This window comes from Sphingomonas sp. ID0503 (assembly GCF_048565625.1).
In the GTDB taxonomy this organism is placed as follows: domain Bacteria; phylum Pseudomonadota; class Alphaproteobacteria; order Sphingomonadales; family Sphingomonadaceae; genus JBLZUR01.
Genome location: NZ_JBLZUR010000002.1, coordinates 3,219,689 through 3,238,951, shown reverse-complemented (window position 1 = coordinate 3,238,951; position 19,263 = coordinate 3,219,689). Strand labels below are relative to the sequence as shown.

Below are 19,263 nucleotides of genomic sequence, written 5' to 3'. Positions count from 1 at the left end.
CCCGCGAACATATATCGAACGCATGGCGCAGCTCGACACCCGGCAGAAGCTCGCGATCCTTGCCGACGCCGCGAAATACGATGCGTCCTGCGCCTCGTCCGGCACGAAGAAGCGTGACAGCAGCGGCGGCAAGGGCATCGGCTCGACCGAGGGCATGGGCATCTGCCACGCCTATGCGCCTGACGGGCGCTGCATCTCGCTGCTGAAGATTCTGCTGACCAACAGCTGCATTTTCGACTGCCATTACTGCATCAACCGCAAGAGCTCGAACGTCCGCCGCGCCCGCTTTACGGCGGAGGAGGTGGTGCAGCTCACCCTCGCCTTTTACCGGCGCAACTATATTGAGGGGCTGTTCCTCTCCTCCGGCATCATCCGCTCCTCCAACTACACGATGGAGCAGATGGTCGAGGTCGCCCGCGCGCTCCGCGAAGATCACGATTTTCGCGGCTACATTCACCTCAAGACCATTCCCGATGCCGATCCGGAACTGATCCACCAGGCGGGTCTCTACGCCGATCGCGTCTCGATCAATGTCGAACTGCCTACCGAGACCGGCCTTGCGCGCCTCGCCCCTGAAAAATCGGCGGCCGGCATCGAAGGCGCGATGAAGGGCATGAAGTCGGCCATTGAAGACGGTGCCGACGCCAAAAAGCGCTACCGCTCCGCCCCCAGCTTTGCGCCGGCCGGCCAGTCAACGCAGATGATCGTCGGCGCGGATGCCGCGAACGACGGCGACATCATCACCAAGGCCAGTCGCCTTTACGACCGCTTCGGCCTGCGCCGCGTCTACTATTCCGCCTTCAGTCCGATCCCCGACGCATCCGCCATCCTGCCGCTCAAGCGCCCGCCGCTGATGCGCGAGCACCGGCTCTATCAGTCAGACTGGCTGATGCGCTTCTACGGTTTTGCGCCCACGGAGGTCGCGGCAGCAGCAGGCGCGGACGGCATGCTGCCCCTCGACATCGACCCGAAGCTCGCCTGGGCGCTCCGCTTTCGCGAGCACTTCCCGGTCGACATCAACCGCGCCCCGCGCGAGGCGCTGCTCCGCATCCCCGGCCTTGGCGTGAAGGCGGTTGACGCCGTCCTCCGCAGCCGGCGCTGGCGCAAGCTCCGCCTCGACGACGTCGCGCGCCTGACGGTTTCCATCGCCAAGCTGCGCCCCTTCATCGTTACCGAGGACTGGCGCCCCACGATCCTCACAGACCGCGCCGACCTCGCCGCAAGAATGCGCCCCAAGCAGGAGCAAATGGAGCTGTTCGCGGCCTAACCTCATCCTCCCCATCAAAGATGGGGAGGGGGACCGCCGAAGGCGGTGGAGGGGCGGCGGTGTAACCGCCGTCTTCGCGCCGGCCCCTCCACCACGCCGCTTCGCGTCGCGGTCCCCCTCCCTGAGCAAGCTCAGGGAGGATGAGGCTTGATCGCCGCCCTTCTCTCCGCCATGCGCCCTCACATGGTTCCCTTTTCGTTCGCAGGCACCGACTTCCTCGCCTCGGCCGAAGGCGCTTTGTTCTGGCCCGATCGCCAAGCCCTGATCTTCGCCGACCTGCACCTCGAAAAGGCGAGCTTCTTCGCCCGCGCCGGCCAGATGCTTCCCCCCTATGACTCCATCGCCGTCCTGACCGCCATCGCCGCCGTCCTCGCCGCCACCGGCGCACGGGAGGTCTGGTGCCTCGGCGACAGCTTCCACGACGCGCAAGGCTGCGAACGCTTGGCCCCGGACGCACAGGCCCTTCTCCGTCGCCTCACCAGCGCAACCCACTGGACCTGGATCACCGGCAACCACGACATCGGTGCCGCCCGCCTCGCCGATCATTGCGGTGGCCGCGTCGTGGATGAGGAAGAGGTCGACCGCCTGCTCTTCCGTCACGAGGCCGACCCGCGCGAGCCACGCCCCGAGCTCTCCGGTCATTTCCACCCGAAGCTGCGCCTCGTCCAGCGCGGCCGGGCGATCGTCCGGCGCTGCTTCATCGCCAGCGCCACCAAGCTGATCCTGCCCTCCTTCGGCGCGCTCACCGGCGGGCTTGACGCCACCGACCCCGCGATCCGCGGCGCCGCCGGTCCCCGCGCCCGCGCGCTCGTGCCGGTCGGCCAGCGCATGCTCCGCTTCCCGATCGGACCCGGTCAGGTCGCAACCAGGTGTTCAGTCCCGGCATCTGGTGGATCGGGTTGCTGATGAAGCGGTCTGGCTCTGACGTCCAGATTTTGGCGATGTACTCGTAGGACGTGAGGCCGCTGTGCGTCTTCAGCCGACCGGCGAACTTCCTGCTGACCTTAACGGGAAAAGTTGGATCGCAAGCTACCTTCCTCCACCCACAATAGGTACTCGAGCAGCAACGGCCGGATGTCCGGCGCACCGATGGTGTCTTCGGTCAGAGCCGCATAATCGTCGAGTGAGCGCATATGGTCGCCACAAACTCGCAGCGATGCACGCGCTTTTCTCTATCGCGGGATCGATTCCGTTCGCGATCTCGGCCCACGCCTCCTCGGGACAAATCCGCAGTCTACAATGCGGACCTGTGTGGCCAAAGTCCGATGTGAAGTTCCCTTTGCTTGCCCAGGAAGCAATAGCTCATGCGCCAGAGCTTCGAGCCGTTCGGCTTGACGGCAAGAAACAGGCCGAGGCTGTCGTGAAGCCGGTAGAGCTTTTCTGAGGGCTTCGCGGACGTGATCTTGATGTGAGTGAGCACAGAAATCATCCCAGTAAGCCGGTTCGATCCGAGGCCTTCGAAGGCACCCCAATCGTGGTGGTCCTGTTGATGGTCATAGCCGGACGTCACCGCAAATTTCGCCGGCGATCATCCGTCGATTTATGCTATGAAACCAGCCGCTTACTGGACGCACTTAGCGCCAGAAGGTGGTGCCCAGAAGAGCTTGCTCGCTGGGCAGCTAAGCGATTGGTTTCGCAGTCAAGTCATAGACTTGCGAAGCCGCCGGAGACATCGCTAGCACAATCAGATCGCGTGGAAAAGGCTGGATGACGCTGGACAGACCATTTCGAGTGCGCGTCGCCCACCCCTGCCATTTGGATTTTTAGAGGCCGGTTTGTTCGCGCCTCGCGCGGAGTTTGCGCAGCTTAGCTTTCGCGGCATGCATCCACGATCGTGTGGTTTAGTGCTCGATGGATCCACATTTCGACCGTGACAAATTCTAGGTCTGGACGACTTGAGACCCAGAATTTGTCACACGTGTCCCGTACGGGAGGTCGCCGCCGGCTCGAACCTCGAGGACTGGCAGGCGGAACCGCCAGCTTGGGCTGCCTTCTGCACGCGCGCGCTTGACAGGGCGGGCTCCTTTTTGGCGCCTGTTCGATGCGGGCGCGATGAGCATATGAACGCGCCTACGCCGCGCCTGTTGTCGTTCAAAATCCGCTATTAAACGCTAGAATGAGCGAACAATGTGCAGGTTCTTTCCCCTTTTTGCCGATCTCTAGCTATAAATACGTGCTCATTACCTCAAGATGCATATTGAGATGCTGCGATTTGCCGCTCATTAATCAACCATCAGGAGGACGTGATGGCATTGATCAACTCGATTGTCGCAAAACGCGAACGACAGAAATTGAAGCTCAGTCTTGACGACCTGGCGCGCAGGGCCGGCGTCGATCGGACAACTCTCCATCGCATTGAGACCGGCCGCATGACGCGCAATGCCGAACATGTCGTCACTCGGCTAGCCAAGGTCTTCAGGCTCGAACCCGACCAGCTAACTGCCATCGAGGTGGCCGCGGATGACAGCGCAGGCAACGATGTCGAGGGCGGACCGGAGAGCCTGTTCTCCTACCGGTCACAACTTAATGTCCGCGTGCCGCACGAAATCCGCAATGCGCTGCATCTGGTCGCCTGGCACTATGGCATTAGGCCGCTCGACATCATCGAACTCGCACCATTGCTGTTCCATGTGGTTGCTGCCGAAACGCTCAAAGAGCGCGCCACACAGCTTGCCAGCCTGCGTGAGCTGCGCGGCCGGATTTCGGATATGTCGGGCAGCTTCCCGCATCTCCATGAGCGGATGCTCAACGATTGGAGTGGCGAGGAAATCGAGCTGCGCGAGGAGCGCTCGATCGCGGCGCGCGACCTGCGCGGCGACAAGGTCGACGAGGGTGACGACTTCGTCGACACTCGCCCGCTCGACTATGACGATAGCGTCGATAACCCGTTCGTCGCCCAGCTGCGCGCGCGGCTCGCTGCGATCCAGCCGACGGGCAGCGAACCCGAACTGTTCGACTATTGGTCGGACGGCTATCCACCGCGCTACGAAATCTGCCGCGAGCAGGCGCATGCCTACTTGGGTGGCGACGCCGAGGCCGGCGAGGAGATCGTCACCGGCCGGGTCGGCCTGCACGAAATCCCCAGGGAAATGCGCGATGCCGATCAGGCCGCGGCGCGGGCGACCTGGGTGAAGGACCGCGCAGCCGAACTCGGCGCGAAGAATGCCGCATGGCTGGAGACGCTCGGGATCGGGGAGATCGGGCTGTGAGCGCGACGATCGCAAGCGGCTGTGCGGCGGGACGCCGCACCCGGCTCTCGCGCCATGCGACGACGCGGGTCCGGCAGCGGTCGATCCCCGCGTCGGTGGTCGATGCACTGCTCGATTTCGGCGAGCGTGCACGGTCGGGCCCTGGTGCAGAGACCTGCTATTTTACCAAGAGGGCGTGGAAGCGGTTCGCTTCCTATCTCGGGCAGGAAGCGCGTCACTTCGAACGCTACCGTGCCTGCTATGCAGTGATCGCCGACGACGGGCAGGTGGTCACTGCCTGCTGGCGTCGATGAGCCTCAACCCTTGCCACCCCGCTCGCGAAATTCTGCGCGGTGCCATTCCAGATAGGAGGAATGCCCGGCGGGTACTGCGATGCGCCGACCAGAATCGCAACCTAGCGCGATCAGGTCATCCCGGTCGATATCGGGTCCAACCAGCATCTCGCCCATATCGCTGAACGAGATGAGGAAGCGGTCGAACAGCGCATCGACATTGGCGACGAGCAGCAGCCCATTGAAGTGATCGAGCCGTTCGCTGTTCGACGATGCCCGCCAGGGCTTGATATGCGACGCACGGAGCACCGGCCGGATCGCACAGTCGGTGACGCAGCACCGGCCATGCCAATGGTCGAGCAAAGCGTCCCGGAATGCCCCCTGCCCAATGCGCGCCTGGATCAGCTGCTCTTTCTGGGTGGCTGTGAGCGTTGGGTCCTCGACTACCTCCTGCTCAGCCAACAGCTCGAGGCGCTCACGCATATCGGCGGTGAGCCAGTACTTGCGGGTGACACCGAAGGTCCCGGTCTGGGAAGGGGAAAAGCCAAGCTGCGCGCAAAACTGCTGATAACGGTTTTCCAGAGCCGGTTCGAGCACCGGCGCGTGTCCGAGGACCGTATTGATCGCGCCATTGGTCAGGCGCCCGTCGCGTGCCTCGTTGGCGGCATGCCTGGCGAAACTATTTCCGGCATAGCCAATGAAGCGCGAAGGAGCGAAGGCGATCCCGTCCGGCGTGGCATAGGGTAGGAAGCAGGTGCCGCGCTTGATGAGACTGAGATAGGCCGCGTTGTCTGGCGACACCTTCGGTGCGCACCGCGTCGAGGATCGCGACGTTGGCGAACAACTGGTCGAGGTCGGTGACGAATGCGATCTTGTCGTCGCTGCCGCCAGCGTCTTCCCGGTGCGCGCCTTTTCGCAGAGTTGGACGAACCGCGCCCTGCGGCGAATGCTCTCGGGCGGGTCGTCCAGACTTGCAACGAGGAACCAGCGGCGTGCTGCGGCCTTTCCGGTGGCTGCGACCGGAATCGCCACGAGCCCAGTCTTCTCGGTGAATTCCTGCTCGCGGATATCGGGCGATGGCCGTCGACCACGCAACCAGCCCTGGCGCAGCAGATGCAATCCACCGCTCTCGTCGCGCGCAATCCCGGACAGGCGATTATGATCGCCCGCCACCGGGGGTGCGTTGATCTCGACCGACCATTCGCGGCCATTCGCATCGAGGCCGAGCTTCGCATCGATCCCGGCCTTGCTGTCCCTTGCCTGCAGCCAGACATCGTGGCCGGTGATGCTGCGGGTCGCGCCATCGGCGGGACCGGCGCCTAGCGCCTCATGCCAATGGGCAAATGCGTCGCGGGATACTTCAGGTTCGGTAACAAGGTGCATCCGTGGAGCGATCAGTCCGAGTTGCGGCGCGAGCGCATGGCTTCATGCAGCCTCGAGAAGATCCGCTACGGTCTCATGCGGCAGGTATCCATGATTGCGCAGGACTGCGATTACGGCAGAGCGGTCGATAAGAAAGCGTCGCGCCGCACGATCGATATCCTCAATCGTGGGCTGGTTGACGTCTACAACTTCCCGCAGCGCTTCAAGCGGGCACAGCAACGCTTGGGCAAACGCTCGTTGGAATTTCTGGCGATCCGTTCGGGCGCGGCTGACCACCCCGAAGCTGTTCTGCTCGCCCGTCCAAATGCGATCGCCGATCATGCGGGCAAGTTCGAAGCGGCGATGGACCGGCGGTCCCATTGCCACCGCCAGCCTGCCAAGAGCGTCTTCCTCGGCCATCGCAGCATAGGGCAGGCCGCGCGCTGTTGCGGTCGCAGTCTTGAGCGCGGTCCACTGGGTCCGCAACATGTCGCCAAGATCCTGCCACGACACCGTCGCGCCGAGATTGAGCACGGTGCGCAAGTGGGTCGCGGCATCTTCAGCGGCTTGCCATGGTGCGCGTCCAGAAAGATCCTGGGGATCGATCAAGCCGTCGATCGTCGAGAAATCCACGACAAGATCGGACGCCTCGGTTGCGGCGACGACAGACTGGAGGGTTTCGACTGCCTGCTCGCCAGGGGCAGCCACGGCAGCCTCGTCGATCGCCGTCTCACCTATCCGCGCCTCGAAGTCGACCAACGCGTTGATGACGGCCTCGGGCGCCTGGTCCGGATCATAGCCAAGGCATGCCTCAAGACGTCGCCAGCCGGCTAGCTCGTCGTCGTCCCGCTCGCGAGCCAATTGGCCGACAAGATGGTCCAAGGCATTGGCATCTGGATGATTCCCGCACACACGCAGCACGGTCTGGAAGAAATCATCAACCCCGGTTTCAAAATCCTGGGCGGACACTGTCACTGGACGATCTTCGAGATAGCGAATTGGGCCCCAGGCAACGCCCGACCCGATGATCGGTGCGACCATCACCCTCGGGCCGCTTCCATAGATCATGAACGGCGGTAGCAATGTGTCTCCCGAGGCGGAACTGAGTTCGTGCCGCAACCGCCACTCTGGCGAGACAAACCGCGGGTCACCAATCGGCTCCCACCGAAGACGCCACCAGCGATCCGCGAACCAGAAGGCGAGATTGATCGTCGATGCGCGCACATGATCTCGCACCCGACCTTCATGCCCATCAAACAAGCGGGAGAACACCCGGCCGCTCGCTGACAACGTGATGTCAGCAACGTCTTGGACCGGGCCACGCGCCGCGTTGGGCCATCGAGGGTCAATGCGAAATGCCACTTTATTCAACTATATCGATCTTGGGCGTCTCGCAACGCCGCAAGCAGTGCAGGGTCCCGTTCCTCTCGCGGAAACGAGAAGATCCAGGTTTCGAAGCGAGCAATCACTTTGCGGCCCAAGGCGTTCGTCGGTGCCATGGGGTAGCCATGGTACAATGCTTGGCCGGAGTTGGTTTGGCGCATTTCGTAGATCCAGCCATTGTCGTCGATCGTCCACAGCATCGTGGGATCTCCTTGGCGGTGAAGGTCGCCAAACAGCCCAGCCGCGATACCACGGTGCAGGAGGACTGGAATCCGCTGCTCATCGCGGCGCTCAAAGCCCACGTCTTCGCAGAAGGTGCGGTCCGGCGCGTAACCATGAAACGCAGCCAAGTTCCACAAATGGAGATTTCGCTTATGCTTGCCGTAGCCCTCGTAACGAGCCCTGCCTGCAAGCGCGGTGCGTGCTGCTTCGTCAGGCTCGTCGAGCGATAGATCACGCTTCTCATTTTCGCTCAGTCGAGGAAGGTGAACGCGTAGCGGCGGCTTTCTCCTCACAACACGAATCTCTGTTCTTCCTTGCGCATCGCGCGTATCTGCGACAGCGACTGAGGCCATGCAAGCTGAGAGCCGGCATGGGCGTCGCGGCTATTTTTCCGTAACAAGCGGAGACTGCTTCGAGCTTGGGGCGCTTGGTCTTCAGGTCGTGGTTTTTTCAATCAAAGCGCCCATTCCAACAAACGGTGAAAACACCGCTTTGACTGAAATCGCAGCGAAGGCTCGGTCAGATCGTCTCGACATCGGCGCCTTACGCGCCGTGGAACGCAGCCTGCACCTCTCCGTCGATCGAGACGAAATGTTGGAGGAGGAGAATCGAGGCCTCGAGCAGCGCCTTGCTGCGCTCGGGATCGAACCAGTGGCCCGCAAACTTGCCGCCGTGGAAGAGGTTGTTCCGCACGCGGCAGATGTACACGGCCAGCAAGCGCGCTTGCGACTGCGCGCCCGGATCGCCGGTAACCCAGACCAGCTTTCCCTTTTCCGCCGCCTGTTTCCGCGGTGGCTCGGTGAGCATGAAGGTCACTGCGGCGACCACGTCGGCGGGCGCGCCAGCTAGGCCGTGGGCATTGATGCGGTCCGCGAAGCTGGGCCAGTCGGCCTCGGCCGGGCCGTCCTGCTTGGTGAGCAGGCCGACCGCCTTCAACGCATATTCGATCCGCGAGAATAGCCTGAACATCTCGGTCGCCAGATCGTCCAGCTCCGGATGCGGTGACGGCACTGACATGGCGGCTGCCTCCCTATCGATCGGCCACGTCCGTCATTCATGCAACTTCCGTGGACTGTGGCCAATCTCCCTCGCAATCTGTAGCGCCACCGCCTCGGCCTTCCGCTGCGATCCAAGCTCGCATTCCCATGCAACGAGGACCCTCCAGCCAAGTCCCTCGAGCGCGGCAACGTTGCGTCGGTCGCGCTCGACGTTCCGGTCGAACTTCTCCTGCCAGAACGGGGTGTTGCTCTTCGGGGTCGTCGCAACCTTGCACCCCCCGTGCCGATGCCAGAAGCAGCCGTGCACGAGCACGACTGCCTTGAACCTAGGCAGCACGATGTCCGGCTTCCCGGGCAGGCGCTTGTCGTGGATGCGAAACCGAAGGCCGAGGGCGTGCAGTGCCTTCCGGAGCGCCAGCTCGGGAGAGGTATCCTTGGACCGGATGCGAGACATGCGCTCCGATCGCGCCTCTGGTGAGAGGAAGTCGGCCATGAGGCCGCTAGCTGCCTCCCCCAATACGGTCCCGGACAAGCTCGAAGAAGGGATATCCCCGGATGATCTCGCCGCCGACGTCGAACGACTTGTAGAGGCACTGGTGGTTGCCAAGGGTCTTCACCCGCTCGGCAACCTCGCCTGCACTTGCCGCTAGCCCCAGCGCCGAGAGCTCGGAGGCGGTCACGTTGGGAACCTTGTGCACGAACCAGCTCAGCAGCGGCTCCCTGTAGTCGGTGGCACCGGCCTTGAAGTGCCGCAGGTACTGCGACGCGAGGATGACCCCGGTACCGAACTCGCGCCCTTGCAGCAGCAGCTTGCGAAGGACATCGAACTCGTACCGCATGATGTTGTCGGCCTCGTCGACCAGCAGGTAGGAGTCGACGGCGCGCAGCTGCGGGTCGCTGCGAAGGAACGGCCGCTTTGGCGTCCGCAGCATGTTCTCGTAGAACATGTTCAGCATGACGGCGACGAGCATGTTCTTGCTGTGGTCGTCCTGGCCAAGTGCATCCAGCGCGATGACCACCACGCCATCCAGGAATTGGTCGAACGGGACCGTGCGCGACTGGTCGGGCTCGAAGATCTCCATGTCCATCAGGTCGTCGATGATCGCCATCGGCGAGTCCGACTTCCCGTCGAGGATGGTGGCGTAGGCCTCGTGCACGTCGCGCAAGGTTGGTGGCATGCCTGTCGGCGCTGCCTCGTAGGCCTCGCGGACCGCGCGCTTCAGCTTGTCCCGCTGGACGGGCCCGATCCCGGGATAGATCTTGCCGAGCACGTCGGCGAAGAACCGGAACCGGTCCAGCCATGGCGTGGGGACGTCCCCGAGGGTCCTCGTGTCGAACAGGTTGAGCGGAAGCCGGTGCGGCCTGACGACACGCGCCCCAGTGGCGGCGACGAAGTCCTCGCTGCTGTAGTCGCGCTTGTAGTCGAAGATCAGGAAGCGCGGCCGAATACCCCGGTTCTCCTCGCCCGAGCCGGCGATCTGGCAGATCAGCGACTTCAGGAGCTGCGTCTTGCCCGTGCCAAGGTCGCCCACGACGCCCATGTTCAGCTGGTTCAGCCTGGTGTCGGAGATGTTGAGCGCCAGGTCCCGCGCCTTGAACCCGTCGACGGTACGGCCAACCTGAAGCACGACGCCCGCGCCCTGGACCGCCGCTGGAACAACGTCGCCGCCGCCCGGGCCGCCAGCGGGTGGCGCCGGCGAGGCGGCCGCGGCCGTTGATGCGTCGGCGTCCAGCGGCGACTCGTCGGCCGTAGCAACGATACTGGCTAGCTCGACGTCGGCTGGCACCGCGCCAGCGGTTGCGTCGGCTGGAGCGGGCGACGCCTCGGCGGCCACCTGCCCTGCGGCCCTCGATGGCATGAGGTCCCAGTTGCCAAGCCGGGCATGGACCATGCCGTAGAACGTCGTTGGGTCGCCTGCGACGATCTTGCCCGCGTCCTCGCGGCCGACGACGATCGTCTCGTCGAACCCGTCGCCATCATGGTCGCGGGACGTGCTCGAGTGCGACTCGTCGACGACGATGAGCCGCCCCCGCGGGTCAACCTCGATGCAGTCGAACCCGTCGAGCACCGCCCTCGCGATGGATTCATGCAGCCTGGCCCACTGGCCGGAATTGCCACGAACGTCGTCCTGCTGGCTGTAGACCCGCATGCCGAACCCGATGATCGACAGCACGAGGTGCTGGAAGGCCAGCGCCCACAGGCGGGGCTGACCATCGTGCGGCGCCATCGCGCCGAGCAGCGAGGACAGCGCCTTGGCCTGGTCGAGCGCCTCGACTGCTTCGCCGGCGCCGTAGGTTGCCGTTGGCCGGCACTTGACCTCCACGGGTGTCAGCTTGATGCGAGGTGCGCCGCCCGCGAACTCGACGCCCACCACGACGAGGTCCGGCCGCAGCAATGCAAGGTCCTTGCGGTCACCCCCAGGTCGCCCGTCGCCCCTGCATCGTCCCCGGCGAGCCCCTTGATGGTCGGGATGCCGCGGCGCGCCACCTCGAGCAGGACGTCGCTGACCTTCCCGGGCGCGATGCCCTCGCATCCAGGGAGGCGGGCCAGGGCCTTGGCCAAGGCCTCTCGGTCTGCGTCGGTGACCTGCGAGAGGAGGTAGTAGCCGTTCGTGTCGCCGGAGCGATGCGAATAAGAGGGCAGCTCGTAGTCCCAGAGGTAGGCGCCCTCCAGCCAGCCCCCGAGGAAGCAAGCCGGGTCGATTGCCGACGACGACACCGCGACGAAGTCCGTGCGCCGCTCGCGGAGCATGTGCTTCACCTCGTGCACGTTGGGCGCGAACTGCAGGCCGACGGGCACGGGCGATAGGTTCTCGATCGCCGCGGCGAGGCTTCCCACCTTGTCCGCCAGCACCTCGCCGCTTTGGGCGGGCGGCGTGGACTGGCGTGATTCATGGAGGAAGACGCGCGGCAGCTGGCGGCGAATGCGATGCCGCGACAGTGCGCCGAAGCCAAGCGGCGTGCGCTGCTCCACCTCCGCCGCGCCGGGCTCGGTCATGTCGAGCTGCGCGATGATACCCAAGTCGGGAATGGTGCGCGGGGGTTGCCCCGCGAACCAGCGGACCGCGTTCCGCGTGTCCTCCGACAGGTTGGCGATCTTCGCGTCGTCCGGCCGCGCGTCCTCGGTCCTGTCGTCGAAGATCTCGACGAACCTGCACCGCGACGCTCCCGTAACCCGCCGCCAAGATCGATCGATGACGAAGCCTTCCCAAGACCAGCAACCCTCGGCGGAATTGCCATTCGAACCGCTTCCGGTTCCGCTGTGCGCGGACGCGATCCGCAAGCGGTACCCCGACGCGGACGAGGCCCGAATCAAGGTGCTCGGCACGATCTGGGACGAGGTTGTACATCGCATCGTGCAGGAAATGATGTCGCTGTCGCTCCCCGAGGCGACGCCGCTCCATATCAACGTCCGCGAGGACATGGCGCTCGAACTTGCGCAGCTGCAGTTCTGGCTCGGAGAGCGGGTCATCGAGAAGCGCACCGGCGGGCGCGAGATCGCCGACATCGATCGTGACGCCGAACGCGAAGCTTGCCTTGGCGCAGAGGGTGGCCTCACCATCACCGGCACGGCGCACATGGCGCATGAGCATATCTGGAAGCGCAGGCTGGACGAGCGCTGGAAGCCCAAATCGGCAAAGGCGGCGGAACGTGAGAAGAATCCTCGCGCGGCCAAGCTCGCGGTCAAGCCGGTTGGCAAGAATCACTTCATTCCACGGTGGTTCATTCGCGATAACTGGGCGGTGGACGGCAAGGTCCTGCGATGGCGCAGGAGCGAGATGGGCTGGACGTCGGCTCGCCGTGGCTTTGGTGAATGGGGCTTTCGGCACAAGCTCTACAGCGATCGGCTGGAAGCCTATCTCGCGCTCCTGGAAGGCGATGCAAAGCGGCCAATCGAGATGCTTCTCGACACCCGCCCGCTCAATGGTCCGCAGCGCGACGCGCTTGTCGGGTTTCTCGTGATCCAGGTTCTGCGCAATCCCTATTTCATCGAAAAGATGCAGCGCGGGATCGCGCCGGTGATCGCCGACGAAGGATATGGCGACGACCCTGACATGCCTTCGAAGGCGTACGAGACCATCTACCAGAACAACGAACTCTACGACCGGATGGCTCGGCCGATCATGTGGAATCAATGGGCGATCGTGCGGTCGGAGGAACCGCTGTTCGTCTTGCCTGATACGTTCGGGCTGGGCGGCGATCTCGGCGACGGTTTGCGCATGGTCGTGCCGCTCACGCCGCGGGCCTGCTTCGTCACCTTAGCGGATCGCGAAAGCGAGAAACGGATCGTACCGCATTACCTGCGCGCCGATCATATGCTCGCGACCAGGATTTCAGCGGCCCTCCTCCAGTCCGCGGAGCGGGAGTTCATTTCGCATCCCTCGTTCACGATGAACGAGGATCTGTCGGCCATCTGCGATCTTCTTGGCGATATCAGCCAAGCGGTCGCTGCGCGCGGTGAAGGCGACTGAGGCGACCGCAGCCTGGCCAGAACTGACGTCGTTGAGCCTTGCAGCGCAGAACGCCCGCGGTTGAGCTCGTCTTCGAAGTGGGCTATTTCAGGCCGCGTCAGGTCGAGAGCCGATAGGCTTTCCATAAGACGCGATTCCGCCACGGCAGGAAGTCGCTGAACCGCCGAAGACGTGCGGCCGCTGACTCTTCTACAACGATGTTGTGGACGGGGTCGTGTGCCGTGGCGCGGACCCGTTCATGAGGAACGGTAAGGACCATGCGATCTAGGAAACTTAACATCGCCGGCACGCGCTACTATCCAATTAGCGTCTGGAACGGCGAACGTCACCAAGCGCGGATTAGGGTTCGTGATCCCCGGCAACTCGCAAGGGATCGCGGTACGCTGCACACGATCTATTCACGAGCGGGGAGCTTCAGGGCCACGCGCGGCCTCACACTCCTGCGGGCAGCACGCGGCAAATGGCATGTAGTGGATATCGGTCGTCGTGATCTGGCAAAGCGGCTGCTAGTCGAGATCGAGATGCTGGCTATCGCGGCCATTATCGAGATTGAATTCGACGGCGAACCAATCTCGATCCGCCAGGCAGATTAGGGTCCGGACTCACAACCACCAGATGACGGTGGCGGCGAGGGCGATGGCGCCCATGAAGTTCTTGATGTTGCGATCGAAGCGGGTGGCGAGCCGCCTCCAGTCCTTGAGGCGGCAGAACATGCGCTCGATGACGTTGCGCTGTTTGTAGATGGTGCGGTCGTAGTCGTACTGGACCTTGCGGTTGCAGCGCGGCGGGATGACGGCCTGGGTGCCGCGCTGGTCGAGCCACTCGCGCAACTCCTGACTGTCATAGCCCTTGTCGGCGACGAGTTCGACGGATGGGGGCAGCGCCGCGATGCAGGTCTTGGCGACCTTGCAGTCGTGGACGTTGCCGGGCGTCAGCAGGAGGACGTGAGGGCGGCCCTTGGCGTCGCAGACGGCATGGACCTTGGTGTTCCGGCCGCCTTTGGTGCGGCCGATACCATGGGCCAAGGCCCCCCTTTTCCACCGCCTGCGCAGCGGTGGACCTTGATGCAGCTGCTATCGATGAACAGCCGGTCCGGCGCGTCGTCGGCGCCTGCCAGCGCGCTGAAAATCCCCTCCCAGATGCCGCGCTCGGACCAGCGCACGAAGCGATTGTAGAGCGTCTTCTTTGGCCCGTACACGTCCGAGCAGTCCACCCAGCGACCGCCGCAGCGGAGCGCATGCACGATCCCGCTCAGCACCCGGCGATCATCCACACGTGCCTTGCCGCGAACGTCCGTCGGCAGCAGTGGTGCGATCCGCTCCCACTGCGCATCGGAAAACCAGAAGAAATCAGCCATTCCACCGCCTCCACACCAACGCAGTGAATCACGATCCAAGCGGTAGCAAAAGCCATTATTGGGTCCGGACCCTAGCCACTCCTCGGCAACCGCCTGAAACGTGTTGGCGGCGGCGTATTTAGCGGCGATCCGCGCACGCTTCTTCTCCAGTGCCGGGTCGATCCCCTCGGCAATCTCCTTCTTAGCCTCGTCGCGCCGGGCGCGCGCTTCCGCGAGGCTTATGGTCGGCCACCCACCGAGATGAAGCTTCTTCTGCTTGTCGAGGAAACGGTAGTTGAAGCGCCAAAGCTTCGAGCCGTTCGGCTGGATGACGAGGTAGAGGTTCTGAGAATCGGATAGGTTCCACGCCTTCGCTCTCGGCTTGGCGGCATTGATCTGGATGTAGGTCAGCATGGTCGTTTTCCCAGCAAGGCCGGGTCGATCCGAGGGCAACAAAAAGGGCAGCATTTGTGGTCGCTGCACATGCCCTTAGCCGGATTTCGCCGGACGGTGTCTGGCGATTCTCGGTCTGAAAATGCTTTGAAACCAGTCGCTTACTGGACGCTGCTGGACGTATCCAGAGCCAGTATTGGTGCCCAGAAGAGGACTCGAACCTCCACGACCTTGCGATCGCCAGCACCTGAAGCTGGTGCGTCTACCAATTCCGCCATCTGGGCACGGGGTAGGCGGCGGCGCTTAGCGGCGCGGGTCGGCGCTTGTCAACCGGAGCCTCGATGCGGCATTGCGGCAATCGCGATCTCAAGCGCGCAAAGGATGGTGCAATGGCTGGGCGTGAGCTGGGCAACGAAAGCGATAAAATCGTCACGCTGTTCGGCGGCGACGGGTTCATCGGGCGCTATGTCGCCCAGGCGCTGTTGCGCGCGGGAGCCCGGGTGCGTATCGCGGGGCGCAATCCGAAGCGGGCTTTCTTCCTGAAGCCGCAGGCGGCGCTCGGCCAGGTGCAGTTCCTGGCGGCGGGGCCGGCGAAGCCGGGCACCGTCGCGGCGGCGCTGCGTGGCGCTGACGCGGCGGTGAACCTGATCGGGACGCTGGATGGCGATTTCGACGCGGCGCATGTCGATGCGGTGCGGGTGATCGCGAATGCGGCCAAGGCCGAGGGTGTCGCCCGGCTGGTGCAGATTTCCGCCATCGGCGCCGATCCGGCGAGCGCGTCGGCCTATGCGCGGAGCAAAGGGGAGGGTGAACGCGAGGCAACACGCGCTTTCCCGAACGCGACCATCATCCGGCCCTCGGTCGTGTTCGGGCCGGAGGACAATTTCATCAATCGTTTCGCGCGGATGGGCCAGATCATGCCCGTCCTGCCGGTCGTCGGTGCGGGCGCGAAGTTCCAGCCGGTCTATGTCGTCGATCTGGCGGCCGCGATCGCCAAGGCCGCGCTCGATCCATCTTATGCAGGCCGCACCTTCGAGATCGGCGGGCCGGAGGTATTGACGATGGCCGAGCTGAACGGCCGCGTGCTGGAGTGGATCGGGCACAAGCGGGCGCCGCTGGTGCTGCCTGACATGATCGGAGACATCGTGTCGCGCTTCGGCTTCCTGCCCGGCGCGCCGATTACCCGCGACCAGTGGCTGATGCTGCAGAAGGACAATGTCGCGGGTGCGGGCGTCGAGGGTCTCGATGCGTTTGGCATCAAGCCGACGCCGATGGCGGCGGTCGCGCCCGACTGGCTGGTGCGATACCGGCGGCAGGGCCGCTTCGCCAAACTGCGCACGGCCTGATCCTGGTGAGCACGCTGCTGACCGCCGCGCTCCTCGGCGTTGTCGAGGGGCTGACCGAGTTCCTGCCTGTCTCGTCCACCGGCCACCTGATCATGGCGAGCGCGCTGCTCGGCTATGACGCGGAGGTCTGGGCAACGTTCAACGTGGTGATCCAGCTGGGGGCGATCTTGGCGGTGATCGTGCTGTACTGGCGGACGTTCTGGGCCGTCCTGTCCGGCATGGCGCAGAAGAACCCGGTGTCCTGGCGGTTCTTCCGCAACGTCTCCGTCGCGTTCCTGCCATCGGCGGTGATCGGCCTCGCGCTGCACTCGAAGATCGAGGCGATGCTGGGCGAGCCGAAGATCGTGGCGGTGGCCTTGGTCGTCGGCGGGATCGCGATCCTGCTGATCGAGCGGCTGGTGAAGCCGGGCGACACGCATGGGGTGGCTGACATTCCGCTGCCGCGCGTGATCGGCGTCGGGCTCATCCAGTGCCTGGCGATGGTGCCGGGGGTGAGCCGGTCGGGCGCGACGATCCTGGGCGCGATCAGCCTGGGCGTCGAGCGACGGACGGCGGCGGAGTTCAGCTTCTTCCTGGCGATCCCCACGATGCTGGGCGCGACGGTGCTGGAGTTGGTGAAGAACCATGAGGCGCTGACAACTTCGGTGGTCGGCTGGGATGCGATCGCGGTCGGGTTCGTCGTGTCGTTCCTTGTGGCGATCGCGGTGATCAAGGGGTTCGTGACCTTCGTATCGCGGCACGGGTTCGGACCGTTTGCCTGGTATCGCATCATCGCAGGGATCGCCGCTTTCGCGTGGCTTTCGAGCTGAACCGGCCGATCCGGACCTTCTTAGAAGGTGAGAATGGCTCGCAAGAACGTGATGGCCGCCTAAGTGCAGTGTAATAGGTAAGGCGTTCTTACCTTTCTGCCCTTTCGTGCGTGACTCTCCAGCGGAACTCTGTCATCTACCGTCTCGCAGGAGGCGTAGATGGCGGACAATCCAATGCTGAAGTTCGTGGCCGTGGGGCAGGATTACCCCGAGAAGCGCGCGGCGGAGGAGCGTAACGAGGACTTCGCCGAGATCTCGCGCAAGTTCGCGGTCGCCAAGGCGGAAGAGCAGTCGTCGCGTTGTTCGCAATGCGGCGTGCCTTATTGTTCGACGCACTGCCCGCTGCACAACCATATCCCCGACTGGCTGCGCCTGACCGCCGAGGGGCGGCTGCGCGAAGCCTATGAATTGTCCAACGCGACCTCCTCCATGCCGGAGATCTGCGGCCGCATCTGCCCGCAGGACCGGCTGTGCGAGGGCAATTGCGTCATCGAGTTTTCGGGCCACGGCGCGGTCACCATCGGATCGGTCGAGAAGTTCATCACCGACACCGCATGGGAACAGGGCTGGATCGAGCCCTTGGTGCCGGTCGCCGACCGTTCGGGCCAGTCGGTGGGGATCATCGGCGCGGGTCCGGCGGGGCTGACCACGGCGGAGTATCTGCGCAAGCGCGGTTATGACGTTCATGTCTACGATCGGCATGACCGTGCGGGCGGGCTGCTGACCTATGGCATCCCCGGCTTCAAGCTGGAGAAGGACGTGGTGATGCGCCGGGTCCAGCGGCTGAAGGATGGCGGGATCGTCTTCCACGAGGGATTCGAAGTCGGGCGTGACGCGACGCTGGAGCAGCTGCGCGCGAAGCACGACGCGCTGCTGATCGCGACGGGGGTCTACAAGGCGCGCGATATCAAGGCGCCGGGCGTAGGCGCGAGCGGGGTCGTCAAGGCGCTGGATTACCTGATCGCCTCGAACCGCAAGGGCTTCGGCGATGCGGTGCCGGACTTCGATTCGGGTGCGCTCGACGCGGCGGGCAAAGATGTCGTCGTGATCGGCGGCGGCGATACGGCGATGGACTGCGTGCGCACGGCGGTGCGGCAGGGCGCGACGTCGGTGAAGTGTCTCTACCGCCGCGACCGGGAGAACATGCCGGGATCGCAGCGCGAGGTCGCTAATGCCGAAGAGGAAGGCGTCGAGTTTGTCTGGCTCTCCGCCCCCGAGGCGTTCGACGGCGAGGGCGCGGTAAGCGGGGTTCACGTCGCCAAGATGCGCCTCGGCCAGCCGGACGCCAGCGGCCGCCGCGCGCCGGAACCGGATCCGCAAGGCGGCTATCGGCTGAACGCGACGCTGGTCATCAAGGCGCTCGGTTTCGAGCCGGAGGAGCTGCCGAAGATGTTCGGCGCGCCGGAACTGTCGGTCACCCGCTGGGGCACGCTCCGCGTGGATCACAAGACGATGCAGACGAGCCTTGAGGGCGTATTTGCCGCCGGTGACATCGTGCGTGGTGCGAGCCTGGTCGTCTGGGCGATCCGCGACGGCCGCGACGTGGCCGAGCGGATGCATGGCTTCCTGAAGGCGAAGGCAAAGGCGGTGCCGAAGCAGAAGGTGGCGGCGTGATGCGGTGCCTCGTTCTGCTCGCTGCCGCCCTGGGGCTATCCGACGCGGCGGCGGCTGCTGAACCCGCTCCTGCCAAAGCGGTCCAGGCGGCTCCGGACGCGGGGACGCTCGCCGCCGCGCGGGAGTTCATGGCGACCACCGACATTCGCGGCCAGATGCGCGCGATCATGCCGAAGGTCAGTGAGGCGGCGAGGGCGAACGTCCAGCAGATGTTTGGCCAGAATGCGGTGCCCGAAGGGCTGCAGACCGAGTTCATGGTCGCGATCCGCGCGCATATGGCGACGTTCGATGGTGTCTTCACGCCTGAGCTGATCGACCAGATGGCGACGATCTACGCGCGCCATCTCTCCGCCGCCGACCTCCGCCGGCTGACCGCATTGATGCGCGATCCGGCGATGGCCAAATTAAGGGACGTGACGCCGGCGATCACCGGTGAGCTGATGCCGGCGATGATGGCCGCGATGAAGCCGCAGCAGGAGGTCTTCATGGCCAAGATGAAGCAGATCGTTGCAGACTGGATGCGTGATCACCCCGCTGACAAGGCCAAGCTTGTCCAGCCGAGCGCGAGCTAGAAGGTTAT

The 19,263-nt window shown here is 64.3% G+C and carries 19 protein-coding genes, 1 tRNA gene and 2 pseudogenes; 10 read left to right on the top strand and 12 right to left on the bottom strand.

The window, feature by feature from the left end; genetic code table 11:
- Nucleotides 1-22: 22 nt before the first annotated feature.
- Together ACM608_RS16905 and pdeM are read left to right on the top strand one after the other, a co-directional pair.
- On the top strand, nt 23-1,267 hold the full coding sequence (locus ACM608_RS16905) for a putative DNA modification/repair radical SAM protein (RefSeq protein WP_419684794.1): 1,245 nt from the start codon (nt 23-25) through the stop codon (nt 1,265-1,267).
- Nucleotides 1,268-1,450: 183 nt separating this feature from the next.
- Nucleotides 1,451-2,173, top strand: coding sequence for a ligase-associated DNA damage response endonuclease PdeM (gene pdeM / locus ACM608_RS16900; RefSeq protein WP_419685267.1), 723 nt, complete (start codon nt 1,451-1,453; stop codon nt 2,171-2,173).
- On the opposite strand, the pseudogene ACM608_RS16895 reads toward pdeM, so the two are convergent.
- Together ACM608_RS16895 and ACM608_RS16890 are read right to left on the bottom strand one after the other, a co-directional pair.
- Nucleotides 2,136-2,258: pseudogene (locus ACM608_RS16895) on the bottom strand (IS481 family transposase); the annotation flags it as partial. The gene pdeM and the pseudogene ACM608_RS16895 sit on opposite strands and share 38 nt — an antisense overlap.
- Before the next feature lie 243 nt (nt 2,259-2,501).
- Nucleotides 2,502-2,777 carry an Arm DNA-binding domain-containing protein gene (locus ACM608_RS16890; protein WP_419684791.1) on the bottom strand — a complete coding sequence of 92 codons (276 nt, stop codon included), beginning with the start codon at nt 2,775-2,777 and terminating at the stop codon, nt 2,502-2,504.
- 736 nt (nt 2,778-3,513) lie between these two features.
- Here ACM608_RS16890 and ACM608_RS16885 point away from each other — a divergent pair.
- Both ACM608_RS16885 and ACM608_RS16880 read left to right on the top strand, forming a co-directional pair.
- Entirely contained in the window at nt 3,514-4,476 is a 963-nt protein-coding gene (locus ACM608_RS16885) for a helix-turn-helix domain-containing protein (protein WP_419684789.1), read from the top strand.
- Nucleotides 4,473-4,769 carry a hypothetical protein gene (locus ACM608_RS16880; RefSeq protein ID WP_419684787.1) on the top strand — a complete coding sequence of 99 codons (297 nt, stop codon included), beginning with the start codon at nt 4,473-4,475 and terminating at the stop codon, nt 4,767-4,769. Before ACM608_RS16885 ends, ACM608_RS16880 begins: the two co-directional genes overlap by 4 nt.
- Before the next feature lie 3 nt (nt 4,770-4,772).
- On the opposite strand, the gene ACM608_RS16875 is transcribed toward ACM608_RS16880, so the two are convergent.
- The 7 genes from ACM608_RS16875 to ACM608_RS16845 all read right to left on the bottom strand — a co-directional run bounded on the left by ACM608_RS16875 (nt 4,773) and on the right by ACM608_RS16845 (nt 11,996).
- Nucleotides 4,773-5,921: an HNH endonuclease gene (locus tag ACM608_RS16875; protein ID WP_419684785.1), complete on the bottom strand. Its 1,149-nt coding sequence runs from the start codon at nt 5,919-5,921 to the stop codon at nt 4,773-4,775.
- Nucleotides 5,922-6,173: 252 nt separating this feature from the next.
- Nucleotides 6,174-7,472, bottom strand: a complete 1,299-nt coding sequence (locus ACM608_RS16870; protein ID WP_419684783.1) for an ImmA/IrrE family metallo-endopeptidase — start codon at nt 7,470-7,472, stop codon at nt 6,174-6,176.
- Nucleotides 7,473-7,477: 5 nt separating this feature from the next.
- On the bottom strand, nt 7,478-8,068 hold the full coding sequence (locus ACM608_RS16865; RefSeq protein ID WP_419684782.1) for a hypothetical protein: 591 nt from the start codon (nt 8,066-8,068) through the stop codon (nt 7,478-7,480).
- A 190-nt stretch (nt 8,069-8,258) separates the two neighbouring features.
- Nucleotides 8,259-8,732 carry a hypothetical protein gene (locus tag ACM608_RS16860; RefSeq protein WP_419684780.1) on the bottom strand — a complete coding sequence of 158 codons (474 nt, stop codon included), beginning with the start codon at nt 8,730-8,732 and terminating at the stop codon, nt 8,259-8,261.
- Between the two features lie 33 nt (nt 8,733-8,765).
- Nucleotides 8,766-9,206 carry a very short patch repair endonuclease gene (locus tag ACM608_RS16855; protein WP_419684777.1) on the bottom strand — a complete coding sequence of 147 codons (441 nt, stop codon included), beginning with the start codon at nt 9,204-9,206 and terminating at the stop codon, nt 8,766-8,768.
- A gap of 7 nt (nt 9,207-9,213) precedes the next feature.
- Nucleotides 9,214-11,109 (bottom strand): hypothetical protein, encoded by a 1,896-nt coding sequence (locus ACM608_RS16850; protein WP_419684775.1) that lies wholly within the window; start codon nt 11,107-11,109, stop codon nt 9,214-9,216.
- The gene (locus ACM608_RS16845; RefSeq protein ID WP_419684774.1) at nt 11,043-11,996 is read right to left on the bottom strand and encodes a hypothetical protein; all 954 of its coding nucleotides are present in this window, start codon (nt 11,994-11,996) and stop codon (nt 11,043-11,045) included. Before ACM608_RS16845 ends, ACM608_RS16850 begins: the two co-directional genes overlap by 67 nt.
- A gap of 34 nt (nt 11,997-12,030) precedes the next feature.
- On the opposite strand from ACM608_RS16845, the gene ACM608_RS16840 reads away from it, so the two are divergent.
- On the top strand, nt 12,031-13,185 hold the full coding sequence (locus tag ACM608_RS16840; protein ID WP_419684772.1) for a DUF4238 domain-containing protein: 1,155 nt from the start codon (nt 12,031-12,033) through the stop codon (nt 13,183-13,185).
- 470 nt (nt 13,186-13,655) lie between these two features.
- Complete coding sequence (locus ACM608_RS16835; RefSeq protein ID WP_419684770.1) at nt 13,656-13,778, top strand: hypothetical protein; 123 nt, start codon at nt 13,656-13,658, stop codon at nt 13,776-13,778.
- A gap of 9 nt (nt 13,779-13,787) precedes the next feature.
- Here the strand turns inward: ACM608_RS16835 and ACM608_RS16830 are convergent.
- From ACM608_RS16830 to ACM608_RS16820, 3 genes and pseudogenes are all read right to left on the bottom strand, one after another.
- Nucleotides 13,788-14,542, bottom strand: a protein-coding gene (locus ACM608_RS16830) for an IS5 family transposase (protein WP_419681115.1) whose coding sequence is annotated in 2 segments (ribosomal slippage) — nt 13,788-14,198 and nt 14,201-14,542 — 753 coding nt in all. Because the reading frame shifts where the segments join, the coding sequence is not laid out codon by codon here.
- Nucleotides 14,543-14,734: 192 nt separating this feature from the next.
- Nucleotides 14,735-14,935: pseudogene (locus ACM608_RS16825) on the bottom strand (Arm DNA-binding domain-containing protein); the annotation flags it as partial.
- Nucleotides 14,936-15,111: 176 nt separating this feature from the next.
- Nucleotides 15,112-15,198: transfer RNA gene (locus ACM608_RS16820), tRNA-Leu, on the bottom strand.
- 105 nt (nt 15,199-15,303) lie between these two features.
- Between ACM608_RS16820 and ACM608_RS16815 the strand changes: the two genes are divergently transcribed.
- From ACM608_RS16815 to ACM608_RS16800, 4 genes are all read left to right on the top strand, one after another.
- A complete protein-coding gene (locus ACM608_RS16815) occupies nt 15,304-16,260 on the top strand; it encodes a complex I NDUFA9 subunit family protein (RefSeq protein WP_419684769.1) in 957 nt (318 codons plus the stop codon).
- Nucleotides 16,261-16,265: 5 nt separating this feature from the next.
- Nucleotides 16,266-17,069, top strand: a complete 804-nt coding sequence (locus tag ACM608_RS16810; protein ID WP_419684767.1) for an undecaprenyl-diphosphate phosphatase — start codon at nt 16,266-16,268, stop codon at nt 17,067-17,069.
- A 159-nt stretch (nt 17,070-17,228) separates the two neighbouring features.
- Nucleotides 17,229-18,683 carry an NAD(P)-dependent oxidoreductase gene (locus tag ACM608_RS16805; RefSeq protein ID WP_419684765.1) on the top strand — a complete coding sequence of 485 codons (1,455 nt, stop codon included), beginning with the start codon at nt 17,229-17,231 and terminating at the stop codon, nt 18,681-18,683.
- On the top strand, nt 18,683-19,255 hold the full coding sequence (locus ACM608_RS16800) for a DUF2059 domain-containing protein (RefSeq protein WP_419684763.1): 573 nt from the start codon (nt 18,683-18,685) through the stop codon (nt 19,253-19,255). The genes ACM608_RS16805 and ACM608_RS16800 overlap by 1 nt, the downstream gene beginning before the upstream one ends.
- Nucleotides 19,256-19,263: the final 8 nt, after the last annotated feature.